Raw genomic sequence first — 22,592 nt, 5'->3', positions numbered from 1 at the left:
TGCGTCTCCGACTCTATCAGACCGTTTCCGGTTCCGATTTCCTCGGTGCTTTCCAGGTTTCCGCTTCCGCGTTTCCCTTTCCGGCGAGTCCGACTTTATCAGAAGTTCCGGGCCGGACTTACCGGCCGTACTTTTCCGATTCATCGGGAGTGCGGCTTCTCTGGAATCGAAGTTCCTAGAAGCAGACAGACACTCGCTGCTGCCGACCGGATCAGATCCAGTTCTAGGCAACTGTTCGAATCTACCTCCCCGACCGGACCGTGTCAACGGATCCCTTGGGGCGAAGAGGAGACTAGCAGCTCAGCGGGAGTGCCCGCACATCAGGCGGCCGTAGGGACGGTGGAGCTGCGTTCGGACACTTCGACGTCGCCTGTTTCGCCTGCGCGTACGGCACGGCCGCCCAGGACGTAGACGTACGCCAGGAAGGTGCCTTCGGCGATGACGCCGATGCCGATGCGGGCCCAGGTGGGGAGGCCCGACGGGGTGACGAAGCCTTCGATGGCTCCGGAGACGAACAGGACCAGGGCCAGGCCGATGGCCATGCCCACGGCTGCTCGGCCCTCTTCGGCGAGGGCCGTGCGGCGCGAGCGGGGGCCCGGGTCGATGAGGGTCCAGCCGAGGCGCAGGCCCGTACCGGCCGCTACGAAGACCGCCGTCAGTTCGAGCAGGCCGTGCGGGAGGATCAGGCCGAGGAATGTGTCGAGTCGGCCGGCCGATGACATCAGGCCGATGCCGACTCCGAGGTTGAGCATGTTCTCGAAGAGGATCCAGAGGACTGGCAGGCCGAGGAAGATGCCGAGGACCAGGCACATCGCGGCGGCTTGGGCGTTGTTCGTCCAGACCTGCGCGGAGAAGGCCGCTGCCGGGTGGCTTGAGTAGTAGGTCTCGTACTCGCCGCCGGGGCGCGTGAGTTCGCGCAGTTGGCTCGGGGCCGCGATGGATGCCTGTACTTCGGGGTGCGTGCCTATCCACCAGCCCAGGAGGATCCCGACCGCCGTCGACAGCAGCGCGGTGGGGACCCACCAGTGGCGTGCCCGGTACACCGCGGCCGGAAAACTGTGCCCCAGGAAGTGCGTGACATCACGCCAGGAGGCACGGCGGGTTCCTGTCACCGCACTACGCGCGCGTGCCACGAGTTGGCTGAGTCGGCCGGTGAGCTGGGGGTCCGGAGCGCTGGACTGGATCAGGGAGAGATGAGTGGCCGTCCGCTGGTAGAGGGCGACGAGTTCGTCGGCCTCCGCGCCGTTGAGGCGTCGCTGACGTCGGAGCAGCGTGTCGAGGCGGTCCCACTCGGCTCGGTGGGCCGAGACGAAGACGTCGAGGTCCATCTGGTTGCCTGCTCCTCGGCTGCTCGTCGACCACTGGTTGTGGATCAGCTTGTCGTACTGGGGCGCGATGTGCCCTCAGCTTGGCAGACTGGCTGTTCCAGGGGCAGGTCAGGGGAAGGGCGGCAGGCGTGAGTGAGCTGGTGACGGGCGAGGCGGTGGCGCTGGAGCTGCGCCCCGCGAGGCTGCCCAGCAGGGCGCTGGCGGTGTTGCTCGATCTGGTCGTGGCCGTTGCCGCCTATGTCGGTGTGAGCGTGGCTCTGATGGTCTCCACGGCGTCTTTGGACGACGCGGCACAGATCGCGCTCTCGATCGCGGCCTTCCTGCTGGTGCTGGTGGGCGCGCCCATAGCGGTGGAGACGCTGAGTCATGGGCGTTCGCTCGGGAAGCTGGCGTTCGGACTGCGTGTGGTGCGGGACGACGGGGGGCCGATCCGGTTCCGGCACGCGCTGGTACGGGGTGCGATCGGTGTGATCGAGATCCTCATGACGTTCGGGACCGTCGCCTGCATCGCCTCGCTCGTTTCGGCACGTGGTCGGCGGCTCGGGGACGTGTTCGCCGGGACTTTGGTCGTACGGGAAAGGGTGCCCGCCGGACAGACGTCCTTTGTGCCGCCTCCGCCGCCCTGGCTGACGGGACGTTTCGCCGAGCTCGATCTGTCCGCCGTTCCCGATGGGTTGTGGCTGGCCATCCGGCAGTACCTGACGCGGATGCAGCAGTTGGATCCGCAGGTGGGATGGCAGATGGCCGAGCGGCTCGCCACCGACCTCGTGGCCCGTACGGGAACGCCGGCGCCGCAGGGTGTTCCGCCGGCCGCGTACCTGGCGGCGGTGGTTCAGGAACGGCAGGCGCGGGATGTGCGGCGGGCCTTCGGGAACGGTCGGGCGGGCTCGGGCGTTTATCCGGCGTCTCAGGCGTTCTCGGTGCCTCAGTCGTTCGGCAGTGCGCCGGATGACGGAGGCAGGCCTGGGGCCCCCGGTGCGCCGGGCGCGTACGGCAACTCGGCGCTTCAACCGTCCCCTGCGCTTCAACCGTCCTGGCAGCCTCAGCCGACATCGGCTCCTCAGCTGCCATCGGCTCCCCCTCAGCCTTCCGGCGCTGCTCCCACGCCCGCTCCCGGTCCTGTTCCGGCTTCCTGGTCGCCCCCAGCCGCTCCTGCTTCGCCCGCTGCGGGCGGCACGGGAGCCGATCCGGCCGAGCCGACGCCCGGCTCACAGCCCCCCGTGCCGCAGAAGGCATCGCCCGCCGAGCCTCGGCCCTCCACTGGATTCGCGCCGCCCGCCTGAATCGGTCGGCCGCTGCCCTGACCCGCCCCCCCTTCACCCTCAGCTCCCCGTCAACGGCCGGATCTGGGGCCACTTCCCCCTCGGCCGGTGCGGAACGACGTCGCTCAGTCGAAGGTGGACGGCGGTGACTCCAGCTCCTCCAGCTCGATGCCGGGTGCCGCGAGCACGACGTCGCCGGCGATGTGCACGGCGTGCTGCTCGCCCGTGTCCAGGGCTGTGACCTGGTATTCGTCCACGGTCAGAGGGCCATTGTCAGTGCCGTGTGTTTCTCTTTTCAGCAGGGCCCAGGACTGGTCCACGGTGCGCGGAGCGAGGACCGGGTCCGTGAAGGCGACCAGGCGGACGCGGGTCGCAGAAGAGGAGGGAGTGAGGCGTAGAAGACGGGTGGTGGCGATGAGGAACGCGGGGGAGGTACCGGTGAAGGCGTGGGCGCGGACGTTGCCTTCGGCGGCATCGGTGCCGGTGGGGTCGGTGCGGACCCAGGTGACGCCGTCGAGGGCGGCGCCGCGCACCTGCCAGTTCGCCGCGTGGAGCTCCAGCCGGATGGGGCGGCCGAGTTCGTCGAGCGTCAGGTCGACGGAACCGTGGTGATCGCCGGAGGGAGCGGTGAGCTGGGAGACGTAGCGCCAGCCGGACGGGCCGGGGGCGCACTGGAAGTGTTCGTCTGCGAAGGGGGTGTGATCGTGCGGATCGTGGAGCGAATAACGGCCGCGGGGCATCGGGGTCCTGGGTCTTGACGGGCCGGTCCGGCCGACGGAACCAAAGGGGCAGGCCCCCGGCACGGGGGTGCGGGGGCCTGCCTCGGAGGATCTGTTGAGGACCTGCTGCTGAGGACCTGCCCGCTGAGGCCGCGTCAGTGCACGGACGCGGTCCCAGTGGGCGGGGTCACCGGATCAGTAGCGGTAGTGGTCCGACTTGTACGGGCCGTCGACCTCGACGCCGATGTACGCGGCCTGCTCGGGGCGGAGCGTGGTCAGCTTCACGCCGAGCGCGTCCAGGTGGAGGCGGGCGACTTTCTCGTCGAGGTGCTTGGGCAGCACGTAGACGTCGGTCGGGTACTCCTCGGGCTTGGTGAACAGCTCGATCTGGGCCAGGGTCTGGTCCGCGAAGGAGTTGGACATCACGAACGAGGGGTGGCCGGTGGCGTTGCCCAGGTTCAGCAGGCGGCCCTCGGACAGCACGATGAGGACCTTGCCGTCGGGGAACGTCCAGGTGTGGACCTGCGGCTTGACCTCGTCCTTGACGATGCCCGGGATCTGCGCGAGGCCGGCCATGTCGATCTCGTTGTCGAAGTGACCGATGTTGCCGACGATCGCCTGGTGCTTCATCTTGGCCATGTCCGCGGCCATGATGATGTCCTTGTTGCCGGTCGTGGTGACGAAGATGTCGGCCTTGTCGATGACCTCGTCCAGCGTCGTGACCTGGTAGCCGTCCATCGCCGCCTGGAGGGCGCAGATCGGGTCGATCTCGGTGATGATCACGCGGGCGCCCTGTCCGCGCAGGGACTCCGCGCAGCCCTTGCCCACGTCGCCGTAGCCGCAGACGACCGCGGTCTTGCCGCCGATGAGGACGTCGGTGGCGCGGTTGATGCCGTCGATCAGGGAGTGGCGGCAGCCGTACTTGTTGTCGAACTTCGACTTGGTGACGGCGTCGTTCACGTTGATCGCCGGGAACAGGAGGGTGCCGTCACGGTGCATCTCGTAGAGACGGTGTACGCCGGTCGTGGTCTCCTCGGTCACGCCGCGGATCTCGGAAGCGAGCTGGGTCCACTTCTGCGAGCCGTCGGTGATGGTGCGGTTGAGGAGTTCGAGGATGACGCGGTGCTCGTCGTTCTCGGCGGTGTCGGGCGAGGGGACCTTGCCGTCCTTCTCGTACTTGACGCCGTTGTGGACGAGGAGGGTGGCGTCGCCGCCGTCGTCCAGGATCATGTTCGGGCCGCCGGTGGGGGTGTTCGGCCAGGTCAGCGCCTGCTCCGTGCACCACCAGTACTCCTCCAGGGTCTCGCCCTTCCAGGCGAAGACCGGGACGCCCTGCGGGTTCTCGGGCGTGCCGTTGGGGCCGACGGCGATGGCGGCGGCGGCGTGGTCCTGGGTGGAGAAGATGTTGCAGGACACCCAGCGGACCTCGGCGCCCAGGGCGACCAGGGTCTCGATCAGTACGGCGGTCTGCACGGTCATGTGCAGCGAGCCCATGATCCGGGCGCCGGCCAGCGGCTGGCTGGCGGCGAACTCCCGGCGGATGGACATCAGGCCGGGCATCTCGTGCTCGGCGAGGGTGATCTCCTTGCGGCCGAACTCGGCCAGGGAGAGATCGGCGACCTTGAAGTCCTGTCGGTTGTCGACAGTCGTCATTGCGAGGTACTCCTCGGGGTTGGGGCGAGGTGGGTACGGCTGGTCTGCGCGGCGGCGGACACAGGGGTGCCCCAAGGAGGACACAGGCATGCCCGCGTACGCGCAGCGCAGTCCGTCGGAGGCCCTCTCTCCCTCGGCCGGTCCGCGGTGGGACCGCCCGACCGCCATCAGCAGCGACGTCTGGCTCCGTCCCAAGTTACACCGGTAGGACCGGCGCTCCCCAGTCCGCTCCGGACAGTTCCGGCCGAAACCTGGCGGGCAGCCGGCGGGCACCGGGCGCGGGACGGGGCTTCCGCGAGGGCGTCGACGGGGCCGTAGGAACGTCGGGAGGGAGGGCGGCGGGGAGCAGGCGGGGGGCGGGCCAGGATGTTCGCGTCTTTGAGTCGGGAGGTGGGTGTCGCAGGATCAAGATGCGGGGAGATCAGGAGCTTCTGATCGATCGCGCGGGACGTCCGGGACGGCGTTCCGTGTGACGAGTGGTGTGAGGAGAACTACGTGACCGGTCCGGCCGGCCCTCCCCCCACGGGCAGCGGCGCAGGCAGCCGCGAGCCGTGGCATCGACATGAAGGTGGAGACGCAGGGAGCGATCGGGGCTGAAAACGTCCTCGACGACAACGATGTCAGGACCGCGGCCGTCGGCGGGGGCGTACTGACCCTGGCCGGGATCGGTCTGGGCGTCATCGCGTTCGTCGTACGGCGGCGGAAGGCGGCCCCGGTGGCGCCCGTGGCGCCCGTGCCGCGGTCGGTGCGGCAGGGGTAGCGGGTCGGGAGGGCCCGTCGTCGGATGTCCGGCGGGCCCGGTTGCCGTATGGGCAGAGGTTCAGGAAGTAGAGGCGAGGAAGTCAGTGCTCGGCCGGGTGTTGGCCCGGGCCCCCCGGGGTGGCTTCGCGGTCGGGGCCCTTGGTGGCCTCGGACTCGCTGTAGATGTCGGGTTCGAGGTAGATGACGCGGGCGATCGGGACGGCTTCGCGGATGCGGGACTCGGCGGCGTCGATCGCGGTGGCGACCTCGGTGGCCGTGTCGTCGTGCTGGACGGCGATCTTGGCGGCGACGAGCAGTTCCTCGGGGCCGAGGTGGAGCGTGCGCATGTGGATGATGCCGGTGACGGTGTGGCCGTCGACGATCGCGGCCTCGATCTTCTGGACGTCCTCGATGCCGGCGGACTCGCCGAGCAGCAGGGACTTGGTCTCGGCGGCCAGGACCAGGGCGATCAGGATGAGCAGGATGCCGATGCAGAGGGTGCCGATGCCGTCCCACACGCCGTCGCCGGTGAGCAGGGCGAGGCCGACGCCGCCGAGGGCGAGGACCAGGCCGATGAGCGCGCCGAAGTCCTCCAGGAGGACGACCGGCAGTTCGGGGGCCTTGGCGCGGCGGATGAACTGCGACCAGGAGTGCGAACCGCGCAGTTCGTTCGACTCCTTGATGGCCGTGCGGAAGGAGAAGCCCTCGGCGATGATCGCGAAGACGAGGACGCCCACCGGCCAGTACCAGTGCTCGATCTCGTGCGGGTGCTTGATCTTCTCGTAGCCCTCGTAGACGGCGAACATGCCGCCGACCGAGAAGAGGACGATCGAGACGAGGAAGGCGTAGATGTACCGCTCGCGGCCGTAGCCGAAGGGGTGTTGCGGGGTGGCCTCGCGCTGGGCCCTCTTGCCGCCGATCAGCAGGAGGGCCTGGTTGCCGGAGTCGGCGAGCGAGTGGACGCCCTCGGCGAGCATCGAGGACGAGCCGCTGAAGGCGAACGCCACGAACTTCGATGCCGCGATGGCGAGGTTGGCGCCGAGTGCCGCCACGATCGCCCTGGTGCCGCCTGACGCGCTCATGTGTTCGCGGTGTCCCTTCGCCTTCGTACGTCTGCCGTCCACGCCGGACGTCTGCCCACGGATGAGCCGTCCGACCATCTTTGCCCGTCCTTTGCCGGTGGGCCATTCTTGCAGCCCGGCCCGGCGACGGCTCGTCAGGTATCCACAGGCCCGGTCATACGATCACAGTGGCGCGGAAGACCGTGCCGACTCCGGACACCTCGGCCCTGTCGCCCGCCGGGACGAAGACCGACTGGCCGGGGGCCAGTTCGAACTCGCCCGCCGTCACCGCGCCCGCCGTGCAGAGCAGGATCTGCGGGGTGTCGAGGGTGAGGTCGTGGACGCCTGTGCCCGCCGGGAGGACGTACCGGGACAGCCGGAACTCGTCGATGGGGGTCTCGTAGACCTCCTCGCCGTCGGGAGACGCCTCGGGGCGCAGCACCCCTGGGTCGCTCGCCTCGAAGCGGACGACGCGCAGGAGTTCGGGGACGTCGACGTGCTTGGGGGTCAGGCCGCAGCGCAGGACGTTGTCGGAGTTGGCCATGATCTCGACGCCGAGCCCGTCGAGGTAGGCGTGCGGGATGCCGGCGCCGAGGAACAGGGCCTCGCCGGGCTGGAGTCGGACGTGGTTCAGGAGCATGGCCGCGATGACGCCGGGGTCGCCCGGGTAGTGGTGGGCGATGTCGGCGTAGGGCGCGTAGTCGCCGCCCAGGGTGGTGCAGGCCGTCGCCGCCGCGGTGACCGTGTGGCGCATCTCCTCCGGGTCGGCGGTGAGGATCGCGGTGAGGACCTCGCGCAGGGCGGCTTCCTCGGGGTGCGCGTGCAGGAGGTCGACGTACGGCTTCAGGGAGTCGACGCCGAGGCCGGCAAGCAGGTCGGCGGCGCGCAGCGGGTCGCGGAAGCCGCACAGGCCGTCGAACTCGGTGAGCGCGCAGATCAGTTCGGGCTTGTGGTTGGCGTCCTTGTAGTTGCGGTGCGGGGCGTCCACGGGGATGCCCCGGCGCTCCTCGTCGGCGTAACCCTCCTTCGCCTGCTCCAGGTTGGGGTGCACCTGGAGGGAGAGCGGGGCGCCGGCGGCGAGGATCTTCAGCAGGAACGGCAGCCGGGGGCCGAACTTCGCGACCGCCTTCTCGCCCAACTCCCGCTCCGGGGCGGCTTCGACGACCTCGACGAGGGTCCCGCGCGCGGTGCGTGAGGGTGCCCCCGGGTGTGCGCCCATCCACATCTCCGCCTGCGGTTCGCCGTTCGGCTCCACACCGAGCAGCTTGGGGATGGCGGTGGTGGAACCCCAGGCGTAGGGGCGGACGGTGTTGTCGAGGCGGTCCATGTGTCTCTCTACCGGTTCTCTCTGCGTACGACCCGAGGACTACCTGGGTACGACGTGCGTTCGCGCCGCGTACGACGGTGTACGGCGGCTCAGGGCTTCGACGACAAGATCAGGCGCCCGAGGCGAGCGCCAGGTAAACGGCGGCGAAATCCGTCATGGCGATCAGCTCGGCGAGGGTCTCCAACTCGCCGCCGTCCTCGGGCTCCAGTTCGCTGATCGGCGTGTCGTGACTGAGTGCCAGGTCACGGGCGTTCGGGGCTGCGGTGAGGCCGCCGATCGGGCGGTCCCGGAGCAGCACCACGCGCGCGTGCAGCGCGGGTGCCTCCTCCACGCGGTCCCTGAAGAAGTCGTCCGGGTCGGCGCTCGCGGCGAGCGGACCGGCCAGCAGGGCGTTGTGCTCGGCGAGCGCCTCGGGCAGTTCGGAGACGAGCGCGGGGCGGCCGGCCAGTTCGGCGAGCGCGGAGGCGAACCGGCGGCCCGCCGGACCGGCCGACGCGCCCTCCGTCCAGATCACCGGGAGCGAGTCGGCGAGTTCGGCGGCGAGGGTCTTCGCGGGGTTGCTGTACGTCACGACGGCGGGCCCGCAGCGCTCGGCGACCTGGTCGAGCCGGTCGGCGACCCTCTCCAGGGCCTCCGGCGGCGCGCTGAGCAGCCCTGTGCGGTCCAGGAGCGCGAGCAGCGGGGTGAGCAGCGCCCAGAGCACTCCGGGGGCGGAGGCGGCCAGCGGCTCGTCGTGTTCGTACGGCGCGGTCGCCATCGGTACGAAGAGGCCGTGGGCGCCGTCCACCGCCTCGGTGAGCGGACTGCGGGACGGGGCTACGGCCACGACGGTGCAGCCGCGGCGGTAGGCCTGCTCGGCGAGCAGGGACAGGCCGGGTTCGCTGCCGTCCGGGGTGGTGATCAGCAGCAGGTCCACGGAGCCCGCCCAGCCCGGGAGTTCCCAGCGCAGCGCGCCGGCCGCGGGGGCCACTCCGGTGGGTGCCAGGCGGGTGACGGGGCTGCTGGCGCCGGCGAGCCTGCCGAGCAGGTCGGCGACGCAGGTCGCGGCGGCGCCGGGGCCCGCGATCAGGATGGCGCGCGGGCGGCCGTCCGGCTTCAGGTCCTGGACGCCGGCCTCGGCGGCGTGCCGGGCGGCGGTGCGCACCCGCGCACCGGCTTCGGCGGCACCGCGGAGCAGGGCTCGGCGGTCGGCCTCGGCCAGTGCGTCCGGGGAGTCGAGCAGCGATTCGTCGAGCATGGGCGGCGGCCTCCGATCGCGTCGTCGTCGGTTACGCGGGGTGGCGGGCCTCGTCCACGAGGAGGACGGGAATGCCGTCCCGTACGGGGTAGGCCAGGCCGCAGTCCTCACCGGTGCAGATCAGCTCGGTGTCCTGCTCCTTGAGGGGGGCGTGGCAGGCCGGGCAGGCCAGGATCTCCAGTAGGCCGGCTTCGAGCGGCATGGGGTGTCCCTCCGAGGCGAATGTCTACGACGGTGCGTGCGGATGTGCCTGGTCAGGTTACCGCCGGTGCGGAGTGCTTGCCGGGGCCGGGGCCGACGGACCCGGGGCCGCGCCCCCCGCCCCAGCCGATCCTCAGCCCCTCAGCCCCTCAGCCCCTCAGCCCCTCAGCCCCTCAGCCCCTGATGATCGCCAGTACCTCGTCCCGCACCTTCCCCATCGTCGTCTCGTCGCGTGCCTCCGTGTTGAGCCGCAGCAGCGGTTCGGTGTTGGAGGGGCGAACGTTGAACCACCAGTCGGCGGAGGTGACGGTCAGGCCGTCGAGTTCGTCGAGGGTCAGGTCGTCCTGGCCCTCGTAGGCGGCGCGGATCGCCGCGAGGCGGGACTGCTGGTCGTCGACCGTGGAGTTGATCTCGCCGGAGCCCACGTAGCGGTCGTACTGGGCCACGAGGGCGGAGAGGGGGCCGTCCTGGCCACCGAGCGCGGCGAGGACGTGGAGGGCGGCCAGCATGCCCGTGTCGGCGTTCCAGAAGTCCTTGAAGTAGTAGTGCGCGGAGTGCTCGCCGCCGAAGATCGCGCCGGCCTTCGCCATCTCGGCCTTGATGAAGGAGTGGCCCACGCGGGTGCGTACCGGTGTGCCGCCGTTCTCCCTGACGACCTCGGGGACCGACCAGGAGGTGATCAGGTTGTGGATGATCACGCCGGTGCCGCCGTTCCGCGCCAGCTCGCGGGCGGCGACGAGCGCGGTGATCGCGGACGGCGGGACCGGGTCGCCGTGCTCGTCGACCACGAAGCAGCGGTCGGCGTCGCCGTCGAAGGCGATGCCGAGGTCGGCGCCCTCCTCGCGGACGCGCGCTTGGAGGTCGACGATGTTGGCCGGGTCGAGCGGGTTGGCCTCGTGGTTCGGGAAGGTGCCGTCCAGCTCGAAGTACATCGGGACGAGGGTGAGGGGCAGGCCGGCGAACACGGTCGGGACCGTGTGGCCGCCCATGCCGTTGCCCGCGTCGACGACGACCTTCAGGGGGCGGACGGAGGTCAGGTCGACGAGGCCGCGGAGGTGCGCCGCGTAGTCCTCCAACGTGTCCCGTTCCGTGATGGTTCCCGTCGGTCCGGAAGCCTCCGGGGCGCCCGAGTCCAGCCAGGACTCCACGAGTTGGCGGATCTCGGCGAGGCCGGTGTCCTGGCCGACGGGGGCCGCGCCCGCCCGGCACATCTTGATGCCGTTGTACTTCGCCGGGTTGTGCGAGGCCGTGAACATGGCGCCGGGGAGGTCGAACGCGCCCGAGGCGTAGTACAGCTGGTCCGTGGAGCACAGGCCGATCTCGGTCACGTCGGCACCGCGCGCCGCCGCCCCGCGCGCGAAGGCGGCGGAGAGCCCGGGAGACGAGGGCCGCATGTCGTGTCCGGTGACGATCGCGCTCGCGCCGGTCACCTGGACGAAGGCCGCCCCGAACAGCTCGGCCAGGGACTCGTCCCACTGGTCCGGGACGACGCCCCGTACGTCGTACGCCTTCACGAGCTGCGACAGATCAGCAGACACGGCCAACCCTCCAGAAAGTCCTATCGGTCGCCCCAAACTACCCGTCACGGCCGACCGCGCGGCGCGCGAAAACCGGGCCGTCCGCAGACTCTTACCAGGCTCCGGGCAACGTCCCGCGCGGCGACTTCGTCTCAAGGGGCGCGGTGACGGTGGGGATCGTTGAACGAACTGCCGGGCAGGCCCTGTCAGTTGTCCGGTGAGCGCAGTACTCGCAGATGACCCCGGCGGGCGACCTCCATCGGGTCCGCCGTGCGGGCACCGTTTCCGCCACCGGCTCCGGCCGCGCGCTCCTGGGGGCGGGCCGCCTCGCGGACCGCGTTGGCAAGCGCTTCCAGGTCGTCGCCGCTCGGGCGCGCCGGAGCGGAGCTGTCGAGGAGGCGGACGACCTCCCAGCCGCGGGGCGCGGTGAGGCGCTCGGAGTGCTCGGCGCACAGGTCGTAGCAGTGGGGTTCGGCGTAGGTGGCGAGCGGGCCGAGGACCGCGGTCGAGTCGGCGTAGACGTACGTCAGCGTCGCGACGGCGGGCCGGCCGCAAGCGGTGCGCGAACAGCGACGTACAGGGCTCACGACGTTGGACGGTACCGCACTCTTGAGCGGGCCGCGACGACTCTCCCCCAGGTCACTCCACCGTGTCGGGTTGTGAAACGCCCCACACACCTCTCCGGCAACACGCCACTGACCTGCGCGAACACCCCTTATCGGGATCTCGAACAGGGTCGGGTCCGGTCATCACTCGGCACAAACACCGTCAATTGCCTTGAGAGCGACGGTCTTGGAGACATACGGAATCGAGCCCAACCTTGGCCGGAATGGTCATCCTGCGACATGCCGTGCGGGCGCCCGGACGGCGGGTGGAGTCCGGCGCGCGGACCTGACGGGGACTACGCTTCACCAGTGATGGACACCCCCGTACCGCCCCCCGCCGCCGGCCCCGGGCCCCGCCGCCGCGATCGCCACGGCCGGGGCATGCGCGGCCCGATCGCACCGCCGCAGGTTCCGCTGGCCGCGAGCCGGGCCGAGGCGTTCGCGGATCTGGTGCAGGACTCCGTGGAGCGCCTGGAGCGACGCTGGCCGCAGTTGGCCGAGATCGATTTCCTGGTTCTCGAAGTCCCTCGACTGGGTGGTGCCGGGGAGGGCTGGAACGACGAGTCGGTGCCCCTGGGGGGCACGATCGCCGCCCGTGAGGGGCATCCCGCGCGCGTGGTGATCTACCGGCGGCCGGTCGAGATCCGCACGAAGGGGCGCGACGAACGCGCGGCCCTCGTCCACGAGATCGTCGTGGAACAGGTCGCCGAACTGCTGGGCCTCACCCCGGAGACCGTCGATCCGCGCTACGGGGAGGACTGAAAACCCCTCCCCGCGCGCGTGGGTTCGCGGCGAACTGCTACTGGTGGGCCGCTACTTCTGGAGGACCGACAGGTCCTCGTCCGTCCGCGGCACCGACACCGTGCCGCGGTCGTCCGGCAGGGTCTGGATCGTGAACCCCGGTACGCCCTCCTCGGTCGCCGCCAGCGTCCGGGCCGCGTACACCGGGCCGCCCGACTGGGGCTCGACGGTCAGCGCGTAGGTGCCCTTCAGGCCGCTGGGGACCGGGAATTCGACGTCCTGGGTGGTGCCTGCCTTGATCGTGAACGTCTTGGAGACCGGCGTACCGCCGCCGCTGCCGGCCGACGCGGTGACCTTGACGGTCGCGGTGCTGTTCGGCGCGACCAGGGACAGCGTGGAGCCCTTGGCGCTGTTGTCGGCGGACGTCGCGCGCGTGCCGACCGCGGCGGTCGCCGGGATGAACGCCGTCTCCTGGTCGCTGCCCTTGCCCCGTACGACCTTCAGCGCGGCGACGACCGGCACGGACTGGTCGGTCGGCGTCAGGATCAGGGAGCCCGGGTCGCCGCGGGTGACGTCACCCAGGTCGACGCCGACCGTCATCCCCGCCTTGACGTGCACGGTCTCGTGTCCGGCCGGGGTGATCATCCCGGTGGGTGAGGAGAGCCGCACCTTCAGGTCGGCGTCCGAGTCGCCCGGCGTGAAGGCGATCAGCCGTACCGAAGTGGCGTCCTTCGGGATGCCGGGCATGACCAGGCTGCCCGCCGGGTCGGTGGACGCGGCCAGCCAGTCGCCGCCGAGCTTGGCGTCGAGGGCCTGCACGGCCGCGCCGACCCGGCCGCTGCGCACGACCACGTGCACGGTCAGGTCGGCCTCCTGGTCGTCGGTGAGCGTGGACAGCAGGATCGGCTCGTCGGCGTGCGGGTCGACCGTGATGCCCTCCCCCACCGTCGACTTGAGGTCGCCGTCCTTGCCGTAGAGGTCGATGTCGACGACGGCGGCGGAGTCGTCCGGGTTGGTGAGGTTCACGTAGTCGGTGCGGTCGGCGGAGGTGCTGGCGCCCGGGAACCAGAACTCGGTGTCCGGAGCGGTGCAGTTGACGCCCTGCAGGCCGCGTCCGTTGCCCGCGGCGACCTCGGTGGTCTCCTGGACGGTCCAGCCGGGCGCGTACTTGCCCTCGGCCGTGCCGAGCAGCGCGGGCGAGTCGGCGCCCGAACTGTCGCCGGTGGCGGGCGTACCGGGGGCCTTGGGCTCCAGGACGGGCTTGGCGGGCTTCTTCTTGCCGCCCGTGCCGTCACCCGACTCCTCGCCGGCGGCCCGGAGTTCGGCCTTGCCGCTGTCGTCCGTGCCCGCCGTGACGGGCGTGAAGGACGTGTACGACGTGTCCGCGAGGTCGGAGGTGCTCGGCGCCGGGCACAGCAGGCTGGTGCGCTCCACGGGCAGCTGGGCGGCGGCCTCGGCGGTGTGGGAGCCGGTCGCGGCCGGAGTCTTCATCTCCGCGAACCCGGTGACGGCCGCGAGCGCGGCCACACCGGCGAGGAAGGACAGGGTGGTGCGGTTCACTGCTGGCTCCCGTCGGGGCGCTCACTGCCGTGCGGATGCTGCCGGGCGGGGTCGTACGCCGGGTCGTAGGAGGGGTCGTAGTTCGGGTCGTAGCCCTGGCTCTGCCCCTGGTTCTGGTCGTAGCCCGGGTCGTACGTCGGGTCGTACCCCTGCCCCGGGGACTGGCCGCCGTAGGCGTACGGGTCGTACTGGCCGCCCTGGTAGGGGTCCGCCTGGTACGACTGGTCGTACGTGCCCGCCTGGTACTGGTCGTTGCCCTGGTACTGCTCGCCGCCGTAGGTGCCGTACTCGGCGCCCGCGTAGCTCGCGGCGTCCCACTCTCCGTAGGACTGCTGCTGCGGGATCGCGGCGGCGACCTCCTCCTCCGCAGGAGGAGGTGTGGTGTCCGTGCCGAAGGCGTCGAACTCCCCGGTGTCCGCGGGCTGTTCCGTGCCGTCGGTGGTCTCGGTCTCCGCCTGGGCGCGCAGGCGGCGGGCCCTGCGGCCCTCGCCCGCGACCGCCTGGGCCGGGATCAGCTCCTCCTCGGGAAGGTCGTCGTCGACGTCGCGGCGGCGGCCCGGGAGGGCGAGCACGACGAGGACGAGGGCGAGCGCGCCCTGCGTCCACAGCCAGGCGGTGTGCCCGACCGGGTCGTCGTAGGTGACGTCCAGCCTGCCGCCGGAGGCGGGGAGCTGGAAGCCCTGGGCCCAGCCGTCGACCGTGGTGCGGGTGAGCGGCTTGCCGTCCAGGGTGGCCGTCCAGCCCGCGGCGGCCGAGTCGGCGAGGCGCAGCACGCGGCCGGTGGCGCCGGACGGGATCGTGGTGTGGATGTCGACGGGTCCGGCGGCGACCGGCTTCGGGGCGGCGCTGCCGGCGACGATCGCCGCGCGGGAGACCTGCGCGTTGACCCGCCACAGGGCGCTGCCGTCGGCCTGGCTGAGCCTGCTGAGGCCGGGGGTGGCGTCCAGGACACGGCTGACCTCGCGGGGCGCGCCCTTGTGGACGAGGACGTAGCGCACGGCGAAGCCGCCGAGTTCGTCGGCCTGGTCGGCGCCGGAGCCGGCGACCAGGTTGGCGACGACCTTGTCGAGTCTGCTGTTCTCGCCGTCCGCCGCGGCGAACTCGCCGTCCCCCATGCGGGCGCCGGAGCCGCGCACCAGCATGTAGCCGACGTGGGCCGCGGAGTCGCTGTCGAGGACGAGGGTGCGGGCCTGGTCCTGGGTGTCGCTCTCCTCGGCGACGAAGGCGGGCACCTGGGTCGGGTCGCGGCGCTCCAGGGGGCCGTCCGCGCCGCCGAGCATCCAGCCGGCGGCGACGAGGAGCGGGCCTGCGGCCGAGGCGAAGGCGATCAGGACGGCCACCGGCTGGCGCCAGCCGAAGCTCTGCTCGGCGACACGCGCGCGTGCCCCGTCGGCGCCGAGCGCGGCGGCGGCCAGGAGCGCGAGGCCGTAGACGAGGGTCGCGGGGCCGGCCCAGGTGGAGCTGTTGGACAGGACGGCGAAGACGAGGCCCACCAGGGCGACGCCCCAGGCGGCCCGGATGCCGAAGACGCGCTCACCGCGCAGCAGGGCGGCCAGGGCGGCCAGCACGATGCCGATGAGCATCAGGCCGTTGACCGTGCCGGGGCCGCCGGGGCTGGCGCCGAGCAGGTCGAGGGGGGTCGCGGCCCCGGAGCCGTACTCCAGGCCGGCCTGCTGGAAGAAGCCGAACGGGAGCAGCGTCAGCGACCAGGGCGCCAGGATCAGCAGCGGAGTGCCGAGCTGGGCCAGGAAGCGCAGGCCGTAGGCGGTGATGTCGCTTCTGCGGACGGCCAGCAGGGCGATGCCGAGGATCAGGGCGATGGGCCAGACGATCGGCGTGAAGGCGGTGGTGACCGTCAGGAGCAGGGCGTAGGTCCAGGTGGCGCGCCAGCTGCCGCGGGTGCCCGAGGAGTGGGTGAGGCCGCTGGCCGCGATGCCCGCGCGGGCCGCCAGCGGGAGCAGCACGGCGAGCACGGCGGTGCCGATGCGACCGCCCGCGAGGGCGCCGGTGGCGGCGGGCAGGAAGGCGTAGACGACGGCCGCCCAGGCGCGCAGCAGGCGGGACTCGACGAGCGGGCGGGAGGCGAAGTAGGCGGTGAACCCGGCCAGCGGCACCGAGGCGACCAGCAGGACGGTGACCGCGAGGCCGGTCGAGCCGAACAGCAGCGAGGAGAGCATCGCGACGAACGCGAGGTACGGCGGCGCGGACGGGGTGCCGCCGACGCCCACCGGGTGCCAGGAGTCCAGGAAGCGGGACCACAGTTCGCCGGAGTCGCCGGGCGCGGGCAGCATCGCGCCGCCGGTGAGCGCGCCGCCGCCGAGCAGGTCGCGGCAGGCGACAAGGGAGACGAGCAGCAGCACCAGGAACAGCACCGGGCCGGGCTTGCGGGCGATGCGCTTCACGCGCGCGAACTGCTCGATCTCCAGGAAGTCCGCGTCGTCGCCGCCGGGGCCGGACTCGACCGCGCCGCCGTGCCGTCCCGCCCCGGAGGTGATCTCGGGGTCGGAGGTGTCGACGAAGCTGGCGGCGGCCTGTTCGAAGGTGGCCCGCAGGGTCGCGCCGGGCGGCGGGAAGAGCGGGCGCAGCTCCGCCTTGTCGATCTGCGGGGTGCCGCGCCTGCGCCGCCCGGCGATGATGCGCTCGGGGCGCAGCAGGGTGCCCAGGAGGCCGCGGATCTCGTCGAGGGCCTGTCCGGGGACCTTGCCGACGAGATAGGCGAGGGTGCGCAGCACGGTGCCGACGACGACCCTGAGGAGCACCCAGGGCAGCACGGCCGTACGGCTGTTGACGAGCAGGGTGTAGACGGCGCCGGCCTTGTCGACCTTGTGCGGGGAGGCGACCGTGCGGCCCGCGCAGTCGACCGCGCGGCGCTCGCGGGAGGCCGCCTCGGCGTGCCGGACGACCGCCTCGGGGGCGACCAGGACGCGGTGGCCGGCGGCGGTGACGCGCCAGCACAGGTCGACGTCGTCGCGCATCAGGGGCAGTCGGCGGTCGAAGCCGCCGAGTTCGTCGAAGACGTCGCGCCGGACGAGCATCCCGGCGGTGGAGACGGACAGCACGGGCCGGACGTGGTCGTGCTGACCCTGGTCCTGTTCGCGGCGGTCCAGGCCGGTCCAGCGGCGCCCGGAGTGGGCGATGGTGACGCCGACCTCCAGGAGCTGCCTGCGGTCGTACCAGCCGCGGAGCTTGGGGCCCACGACGGCGACGTCCTCGCGGCCGAGTTCGTACTCCTGGTCCACCACGCGCAGCAGTTGGGCCAGGGCGTCCGGTTCCGGGGCGGAGTCGTCGTGCAGCAGCCACAGCCACTGGACGGGTTCGCCGTGCGGGAGTTCGGGCATGTCGTAGGCGTCGTCGCGCCAGGTGCGCGTGACGGGGTCCCAGCCGCTGGGGCGCTTGAGGTACGGCAGGTCGTCCGGGGTCAGCACGGGGGCCGTGCGGTTGGCCTCCTCGACGGCCTGGCCGAAGCCGGTGCGGCGGGCGAGGTGCAGCACGCGGTCGGCGCCGAGGCTGTCGGTGACCAACTGGGCGGAGTCGTCCGCGCTGCCGGTGTCGGCGGCCATGACGCTCTGCACGGGGCGCTCCTGGCCGAGCAGCCCGGCGAGCGCGTCGGGCAGCCAGCGGGCGCCGTCGTGGGAGACGAGCACCGCGGTCACCACGTGACGCGGGAACTCAGGAGTGGCAGCGTCGTGTTGGGCTGCCGTGTGGCTGTGCGCGGACATCGAGGTACAGGCCCCGGTTCGATGGACTGCGGTGGACGCCCGTGTCCCGAGGGGACCGCGGTACGTCTCGGACGAGCGCCCACACTATCGGCTGGGCACAGCGACGGCCCGCCGCCTGTGGATAACCCACGTGCGACGGGCCGTTCGACAGCTCCCGGGTATCAGACGGCGGCCTTCTTCAGGCGGCGCCGCTCGCGCTCGGAGAGGCCGCCCCAGATGCCGAAGCGTTCGTCGTTGGCGAGGGCGTATTCGAGGCACTCGGAGCGGACCTCACAGGCGAGGCAGACCTTCTTGGCCTCGCGGGTGGAACCGCCCTTCTCGGGAAAGAAGGACTCGGGGTCGGTCTGGGCGCACAGCGCGCGCTCCTGCCAGCCGAGTTCCTCGTCCGCGTCGTCGACCAGCAGTTGCTGCACCAGCTCGGTCATGTGCGCCCCTCGTCAGTCTTTCGCGTCCCCGTGATGTAGCCGTTACCGATGTCGGCTGAACGACACGAGTGAAATTACAAGTGTGCTGCTCCGGGCGAGTCAAGCCGAGATCTGCTATTGGGCCCCTTATTCACTCTGCGGAACCAAGGCCTTGCGGAAAGTGTTCAAATCGGCATAAACCTTGACAAGCAGCGGAGACCCCCATGGGCCTCCTACCCCGAAACAGGGCCTGCACGGGGGAGGACGCTCAGGAGTTCGATCTCGTTCCCACGGGGTTTGCGCGCCCGGTTGTGCGCCATGTGTCCCGATACCCTCCTGAACAAACCTTTCACCTCTCAGATGTACCGGATGAGGTGAAACATGTCCCACATGCCGGGCGTCGAGTTGACAGTGCGGGTGTGAACCGATGTCCTTGTGGGCATGCTCGCGAACTCGGCACTCACCTCGACCCGCACCGCCGGGTCCCTCGGTGCTGCCCACGCTCGCTGTAGCTGTTGTTGCTGTTCCGGCTGTTGAGCCCTCCGCGCTCCGGCCCTCCTTGCCTGCTCTTCCTTTATTGGTGACACCCATCCCCCGCCGTTACTTCTTACGCCGAGGAACCACCGCACCCCCATGAACAGCGACAGCGACCTCCAGATCGCCGGCGACATCCTCGAAGTCCCGCACCTCCTCCAGGCCCCGCGCGAACACCCGGCCACCGTGGCCGAGTTCGTCGGCCTGGCGCGCTCGATCGCCGCCGACCGCGCCCAGTGGGAACACCTCGTCGAGTACGACGCGACCACCCGCTGGTACCACCGGCTGAGCACCGGCCCCGGCTACGAGGTGTGGCTGCTGTCCTGGGTGCCCGGACAGGGCAGCGGATCGCACGACCACGGCCCCTCCTCCGGTGTGCTGACCGTCCTGGACGGCACGCTCACCGAGCACACCGAGCGCGGCACGCGCGCGCTGGGGGCGGGCGCGCAGCGGGTGTTCGCGCCGGGGTACGTCCACGAGGTCGTCAACGACACCCTCGAACCGGCCATAAGCCTGCACGTCTACTTCCCCGGCCTGACCGAGATGCCGATGCACACCGCGTGCGCCCGACGCGCCGGCTCGGAGACGGCCGACGCCGTGACCGCCTGACGCGCCACCCCGCGTCGGCCGTCTGACCGTCTGGCCGTCCGGCCGTCCGGCCGGTGATGCGACGACTGCCCGCCGCGTTGTCACACCCGCCTGCAAGACTTGTGTCCATGCGCATTGTGGTTCTTGCAGGAGGTATCGGCGGTGCCCGGTTCCTGCGCGGTCTTCGACAGGCCGTGCCGGACGCGGACATCACGGTGATCGGCAACACGGGGGACGACATCCACCTCTTCGGGCTGAAGGTCTGCCCGGACCTCGACACGGTGATGTACACGCTCGGCGGCGGCATCAACGAGGAGCAGGGCTGGGGCCGGGCCGACGAGACCTTCCACCTCAAGGAGGAGTTCGGGGCGTACGGCGTCGGGCCGGAGTGGTTCGGGCTCGGCGACCGGGACTTCGCCACGCACATCGTGCGGACGCAGATGATCGGCGCCGGCTATCCGCTGAGCGCGGTCACCGAGGCGCTGTGCGACCGCTGGCAGCCGGGGGTGCGGCTGATCCCGATGACGGACGACCGCGTCGAGACACATGTCGCCGTCGAGCTGGACGGCGAGCGCAAGGTGATCCACTTCCAGGAGTACTGGGTACGGCTGCGCGCGTCGGTCCCCGCCGAGGCCGTCGTACCGGTCGGGGCCGAGCAGGCCAAGCCCGCGCCCGGTGTCCTGGAGGCGATCGCCGAGGCGGACGTCATCCTCTTCCCGCCGTCCAACCCGATCGTCTCCGTAGGCACCATCCTCGCCGTGCCCGGTATCCGGGAGGCGGTCGCCGAGGCCGGGGTGCCCGTGATCGGCCTCTCCCCCATCGTCGGGGACGCGCCCGTGCGCGGGATGGCCGACAAGGTGCTCGCGGCGGTGGGCGTGGAGTCCACGGCGACCGCGGTGGCCGAGCACTACGGCTCCGGGCTGCTCGACGGCTGGCTCGTCGACACCGTGGACGCCGCCTCCGTGGCGGACGTCGAGGCGGCCGGGATCCGCTGCCGGGCCGTACCGCTGATGATGACCGACACCGAGGCGACCGCGCGGATGGCGCGGGAGGCGCTGGCGCTGGCGGAGGAGGTGCGGGCCGGATGAGCGAGGAGGTGCCGGTGGAGGGTTACCGGGTCTGGGCCGTGCCCGGGATGCCGGAGGTCGCGGCGGGCGACGACCTCGCCAAGCTGATCGCCGCCGCACAGCCCGGGCTCGTCGACGGGGACGTGCTCCTCGTCACCTCGAAGATCGTGTCCAAGGCGGAGGGGCGCGTCGTGGAGGCGTCCGACCGGGAGGCCGCGATCGACGCCGAGACCGTAAGGGTCGTGGCGCGGCGCGGTGCCCTGCGGATCGTGGAGAACCGGCAGGGGCTCGTCATGGCCGCCGCCGGGGTCGACGCCTCCAACACCCCTGCCGGGACAGTGCTGTTGCTGCCCGAGGACCCGGACGCGTCCGCGCGCGCGATCCGGGACGGGCTGCGGGACGCGCTCGGCGTCAGCGTGGGGGTCGTCGTCACCGACACCTTCGGGCGGCCCTGGCGCACGGGGCTCACGGACGTGGCGATCGGCGCCGCCGGGGTGCGGGTGCTGGACGATCTGCGGGGCGGCACGGACGCCTACGGCAATCCGCTCAGCGCGACGGTCGTGGCGACCGCCGACGAACTCGCCGCCGCGGGTGACCTGGTGAAGGGCAAGGCCGCGGGCCTGCCGGTCGCGGTGGTGCGGGGGCTGCCGCATGTCGTGGCCGACGCGGACGACGGGTCGGGGGCCCGGGCCATGGTCCGCGGCGGGCGCGACGACATGTTCCGGCTCGGGACCTCGGAGGCGGTACGGGAGGCGGTGACCCAGCGTCGTACGGTGCGGGCGTTCACCGACGAGCCGGTCGATCCCGGTGCGGTACGGCGGGCGGTGGCCGCGGCGGTGACCGCGCCGGCGCCGCACCACACGACGCCGTGGCGGTTCGTGCTGCTGGAGTCCGCCGAGTCGCGCGGTGCGCTGCTGGACGCGATGCGGGAGGCGTGGGTCGCGGATCTGCGGCGGGACGGGAAGTCGGAGGAGTCCGTCGCCAAGCGGGTGCGGCGCGGGGACGTGCTGCGGGGAGCGCCGTATCTCGTGGTGCCGTGCCTTGTGATGGACGGGTCGCACACGTACGGGGACGCGCGGCGGGACGGCGCCGAGCGGGAGATGTTCGTGGTGGCCGCGGGCGCGGGCGTCCAGAACTTCCTGGTGGCGCTGGCCGGGGAGCGGCTGGGGTCGGCCTGGGTGTCGTCCACGATGTTCTGCCGGGACGTCGTGCGGGAGGTGCTGGGCCTGCCGGCGGGCTGGGACCCGATGGGGGCGGTGGCGGTGGGGCACGCGGCGGAGGAACCGCGGGCCCGGCCGGAGCGGGACGCGGGGGCGTTCATCGAGGTGCGGTGACCTGTCCCCCGGGTGCGCCTACCCTCATACGACCTCTCCGGCTTCCCTAGGACCTCATTCGTGGCAGGACGTTTCGCTCCGCGGCCCACTCGTACGACCGTGCGGGGCGGGCATGTCGTGGTGCCTGGGGGTGTGCCCCGACAGGTCGCGGAGCCCGGGCGGGTACGCACCTGGGTGCCGGACGGGGTGCTCGATCTCGGGCTGGTCCTCGGGCCGCTGCGGCGGGGGCCCGGTGATCCGACGTTCCGGACCGCGGCGGACGGGTCCGTGTGGCGGGCCAGCCTCACCCCCGTGGGACCGGGCACCCTGCGGGTGTCCGCGCACGGCGGCGCGGTGCGCGGGGAGGCCTGGGGGCCGGGCGGCGACTGGCTGTTGGAGCGGCTGCCCGAGCTGCTCGGCGCGGCCGACGACCCCGGGGCGTTCGTGCCCCGGCATCGGCTGGTCGCGGTCGCACAGCACCGGCGGCCGGGCTTGCGGCTGACGCGGACCGGGCTGGTGCTGGAGTCGTTGATCCCGTCCGTGCTGGAGCAGAAGGTGACGACCGACGAGGCGTACCGGGCCTGGCGGTCGCTGGTGCGGAAGTTCGGGTCGCCGGCGCCGGGTCCGGTCGACGGGCGGATGTGGGTGATGCCGGCGCCTCGCGCGTGGGCGTCGATTCCGTCCTGGGAGTGGCACCGGGCCGGGGTCGACGACAAGCGGGCGTCGACGATTCTGCGTGCCGTGCGGGTCGCCGCGCGGCTGGAGCAGGCGGTGCGTCTGCCGGCGGCGGAGGCGCGGGCCCGGTTGGAGGTCGTGCCGGGGGTGGGCCCGTGGACGTCCGCGGAGACCGTGCAACGCAGCCATGGGGCGGCGGACGCGGTGACCGTGGGGGACCTGCATCTGCCGGGAATCGTCGGCTGGGCACTCGCCGGGAACCGGGACGCGGACGACACGATGATGCTGTCGCTGCTCGAACCCTACGCAGGACAGGGACAGCGACACCGGGCGGTCCGCT

Annotated in this window: 19 protein-coding genes; 7 read left to right on the top strand and 12 right to left on the bottom strand. The window is 71.8% G+C overall.

Annotated features, from left to right (window positions below; translation table 11 throughout):
• Window positions 1-320 precede the first annotated feature (320 nt).
• The gene (locus ACIQPR_RS36355) at window positions 321-1,328 is read right to left on the bottom strand and encodes a stage II sporulation protein M (protein ID WP_403657317.1); all 1,008 of its coding nucleotides are present in this window, start codon (window positions 1,326-1,328) and stop codon (window positions 321-323) included.
• A gap of 128 nt (window positions 1,329-1,456) precedes the next feature.
• Between ACIQPR_RS36355 and ACIQPR_RS36350 the strand changes: the two genes are divergently transcribed.
• Window positions 1,457-2,611 carry an RDD family protein gene (locus tag ACIQPR_RS36350; protein WP_403657314.1) on the top strand — a complete coding sequence of 385 codons (1,155 nt, stop codon included), beginning with the start codon at window positions 1,457-1,459 and terminating at the stop codon, window positions 2,609-2,611.
• 104 nt (window positions 2,612-2,715) lie between these two features.
• Here the strand turns inward: ACIQPR_RS36350 and ACIQPR_RS36345 are convergent, their stop codons facing one another.
• The gene (locus tag ACIQPR_RS36345) at window positions 2,716-3,330 is read right to left on the bottom strand and encodes a hypothetical protein (protein ID WP_403657311.1); all 615 of its coding nucleotides are present in this window, start codon (window positions 3,328-3,330) and stop codon (window positions 2,716-2,718) included.
• Window positions 3,331-3,504: 174 nt separating this feature from the next.
• Window positions 3,505-4,962: an adenosylhomocysteinase gene (ahcY, locus tag ACIQPR_RS36340; protein ID WP_403657308.1), complete on the bottom strand. Its 1,458-nt coding sequence runs from the start codon at window positions 4,960-4,962 to the stop codon at window positions 3,505-3,507.
• A 568-nt stretch (window positions 4,963-5,530) separates the two neighbouring features.
• Here ahcY and ACIQPR_RS36335 point away from each other — a divergent pair.
• Window positions 5,531-5,722, top strand: coding sequence for a hypothetical protein (locus ACIQPR_RS36335; RefSeq protein ID WP_403657305.1), 192 nt, complete (start codon window positions 5,531-5,533; stop codon window positions 5,720-5,722).
• A gap of 82 nt (window positions 5,723-5,804) precedes the next feature.
• Here ACIQPR_RS36335 and ACIQPR_RS36330 read toward each other — a convergent pair whose 3' ends face one another.
• The 6 genes from ACIQPR_RS36330 to ACIQPR_RS36305 form a co-directional block, all read right to left on the bottom strand.
• Entirely contained in the window at window positions 5,805-6,785 is a 981-nt protein-coding gene (locus ACIQPR_RS36330; protein ID WP_403657302.1) for a cation diffusion facilitator family transporter, read from the bottom strand.
• A gap of 154 nt (window positions 6,786-6,939) precedes the next feature.
• Complete coding sequence (gene manA / locus ACIQPR_RS36325; RefSeq protein ID WP_403657299.1) at window positions 6,940-8,091, bottom strand: mannose-6-phosphate isomerase, class I; 1,152 nt, start codon at window positions 8,089-8,091, stop codon at window positions 6,940-6,942.
• Between the two features lie 109 nt (window positions 8,092-8,200).
• Complete coding sequence (locus tag ACIQPR_RS36320; RefSeq protein WP_403657296.1) at window positions 8,201-9,328, bottom strand: SIS domain-containing protein; 1,128 nt, start codon at window positions 9,326-9,328, stop codon at window positions 8,201-8,203.
• Window positions 9,329-9,359: 31 nt separating this feature from the next.
• A complete protein-coding gene (locus ACIQPR_RS36315; protein ID WP_019072213.1) occupies window positions 9,360-9,530 on the bottom strand; it encodes a Trm112 family protein in 171 nt (56 codons plus the stop codon).
• Between the two features lie 172 nt (window positions 9,531-9,702).
• Window positions 9,703-11,067, bottom strand: coding sequence for a phosphomannomutase/phosphoglucomutase (locus tag ACIQPR_RS36310; protein WP_403657293.1), 1,365 nt, complete (start codon window positions 11,065-11,067; stop codon window positions 9,703-9,705).
• 185 nt (window positions 11,068-11,252) lie between these two features.
• Window positions 11,253-11,684 (bottom strand): DUF3499 domain-containing protein, encoded by a 432-nt coding sequence (locus ACIQPR_RS36305; protein ID WP_403657357.1) that lies wholly within the window; start codon window positions 11,682-11,684, stop codon window positions 11,253-11,255.
• Between the two features lie 279 nt (window positions 11,685-11,963).
• On the opposite strand from ACIQPR_RS36305, the gene ACIQPR_RS36300 reads away from it, so the two are divergent.
• On the top strand, window positions 11,964-12,413 hold the full coding sequence (locus ACIQPR_RS36300; protein ID WP_403657354.1) for a metallopeptidase family protein: 450 nt from the start codon (window positions 11,964-11,966) through the stop codon (window positions 12,411-12,413).
• A 51-nt stretch (window positions 12,414-12,464) separates the two neighbouring features.
• Here ACIQPR_RS36300 and ACIQPR_RS36295 read toward each other — a convergent pair whose 3' ends face one another.
• From ACIQPR_RS36295 to ACIQPR_RS36285, 3 genes are all read right to left on the bottom strand, one after another.
• Entirely contained in the window at window positions 12,465-13,952 is a 1,488-nt protein-coding gene (locus ACIQPR_RS36295; RefSeq protein WP_403657291.1) for a DUF5719 family protein, read from the bottom strand.
• Window positions 13,949-17,671, bottom strand: a complete 3,723-nt coding sequence (locus ACIQPR_RS36290) for a glycosyltransferase (RefSeq protein ID WP_403657288.1) — start codon at window positions 17,669-17,671, stop codon at window positions 13,949-13,951. The genes ACIQPR_RS36295 and ACIQPR_RS36290 overlap by 4 nt, the downstream gene beginning before the upstream one ends.
• A gap of 161 nt (window positions 17,672-17,832) precedes the next feature.
• Window positions 17,833-18,096 carry a WhiB family transcriptional regulator gene (locus ACIQPR_RS36285; RefSeq protein ID WP_003975777.1) on the bottom strand — a complete coding sequence of 88 codons (264 nt, stop codon included), beginning with the start codon at window positions 18,094-18,096 and terminating at the stop codon, window positions 17,833-17,835.
• 612 nt (window positions 18,097-18,708) lie between these two features.
• On the opposite strand from ACIQPR_RS36285, the gene ACIQPR_RS36280 reads away from it, so the two are divergent.
• From ACIQPR_RS36280 to ACIQPR_RS36265, 4 genes are all read left to right on the top strand, one after another.
• The gene (locus ACIQPR_RS36280; protein WP_403657285.1) at window positions 18,709-19,218 is read left to right on the top strand and encodes a cysteine dioxygenase; all 510 of its coding nucleotides are present in this window, start codon (window positions 18,709-18,711) and stop codon (window positions 19,216-19,218) included.
• Between the two features lie 107 nt (window positions 19,219-19,325).
• Window positions 19,326-20,285 (top strand): 2-phospho-L-lactate transferase, encoded by a 960-nt coding sequence (gene cofD, locus ACIQPR_RS36275; RefSeq protein WP_403657282.1) that lies wholly within the window; start codon window positions 19,326-19,328, stop codon window positions 20,283-20,285.
• Window positions 20,282-21,598 (top strand): coenzyme F420-0:L-glutamate ligase, encoded by a 1,317-nt coding sequence (locus tag ACIQPR_RS36270; protein ID WP_403657279.1) that lies wholly within the window; start codon window positions 20,282-20,284, stop codon window positions 21,596-21,598. The genes cofD and ACIQPR_RS36270 overlap by 4 nt, the downstream gene beginning before the upstream one ends.
• A 60-nt stretch (window positions 21,599-21,658) precedes the next feature.
• A partial coding sequence (locus tag ACIQPR_RS36265) for a DNA-3-methyladenine glycosylase family protein (protein ID WP_403657277.1) occupies window positions 21,659-22,592 on the top strand: 934 nt, incomplete at its 3' end.

Source organism: Streptomyces sp. NPDC091280 (genome assembly GCF_044768565.1).
GTDB lineage: Bacteria > Actinomycetota > Actinomycetes > Streptomycetales > Streptomycetaceae > Streptomyces.
The sequence above is the reverse complement of the archived record's forward strand: the minus strand, read 5'-3'. Positions and strand labels throughout refer to the sequence as shown.

Coding starts and splice junctions, on each gene's coding strand:
- ACIQPR_RS36355 (WP_403657317.1), bottom strand. CDS start 1,328: ATGGACCTCGACGTCTTCGTCTCGGCCCACCGAGCCGAGTGGGACCGC.
- ACIQPR_RS36345 (WP_403657311.1), bottom strand. CDS start 3,330: ATGCCCCGCGGCCGTTATTCGCTCCACGATCCGCACGATCACACCCCC.
- ahcY (WP_403657308.1), bottom strand. CDS start 4,962: ATGACGACTGTCGACAACCGACAGGACTTCAAGGTCGCCGATCTCTCC.
- ACIQPR_RS36330 (WP_403657302.1), bottom strand. CDS start 6,785: ATGAGCGCGTCAGGCGGCACCAGGGCGATCGTGGCGGCACTCGGCGCC.
- manA (WP_403657299.1), bottom strand. CDS start 8,091: ATGGACCGCCTCGACAACACCGTCCGCCCCTACGCCTGGGGTTCCACC.
- ACIQPR_RS36320 (WP_403657296.1), bottom strand. CDS start 9,328: ATGCTCGACGAATCGCTGCTCGACTCCCCGGACGCACTGGCCGAGGCC.
- ACIQPR_RS36315 (WP_019072213.1), bottom strand. CDS start 9,530: ATGCCGCTCGAAGCCGGCCTACTGGAGATCCTGGCCTGCCCGGCCTGC.
- ACIQPR_RS36300 (WP_403657354.1), top strand. CDS start 11,964: ATGGACACCCCCGTACCGCCCCCCGCCGCCGGCCCCGGGCCCCGCCGC.
- ACIQPR_RS36290 (WP_403657288.1), bottom strand. CDS start 17,671: ATGTCCGCGCACAGCCACACGGCAGCCCAACACGACGCTGCCACTCCT.
- ACIQPR_RS36285 (WP_003975777.1), bottom strand. CDS start 18,096: ATGACCGAGCTGGTGCAGCAACTGCTGGTCGACGACGCGGACGAGGAA.
- ACIQPR_RS36280 (WP_403657285.1), top strand. CDS start 18,709: ATGAACAGCGACAGCGACCTCCAGATCGCCGGCGACATCCTCGAAGTC.
- cofD (WP_403657282.1), top strand. CDS start 19,326: ATGCGCATTGTGGTTCTTGCAGGAGGTATCGGCGGTGCCCGGTTCCTG.
- ACIQPR_RS36270 (WP_403657279.1), top strand. CDS start 20,282: ATGAGCGAGGAGGTGCCGGTGGAGGGTTACCGGGTCTGGGCCGTGCCC.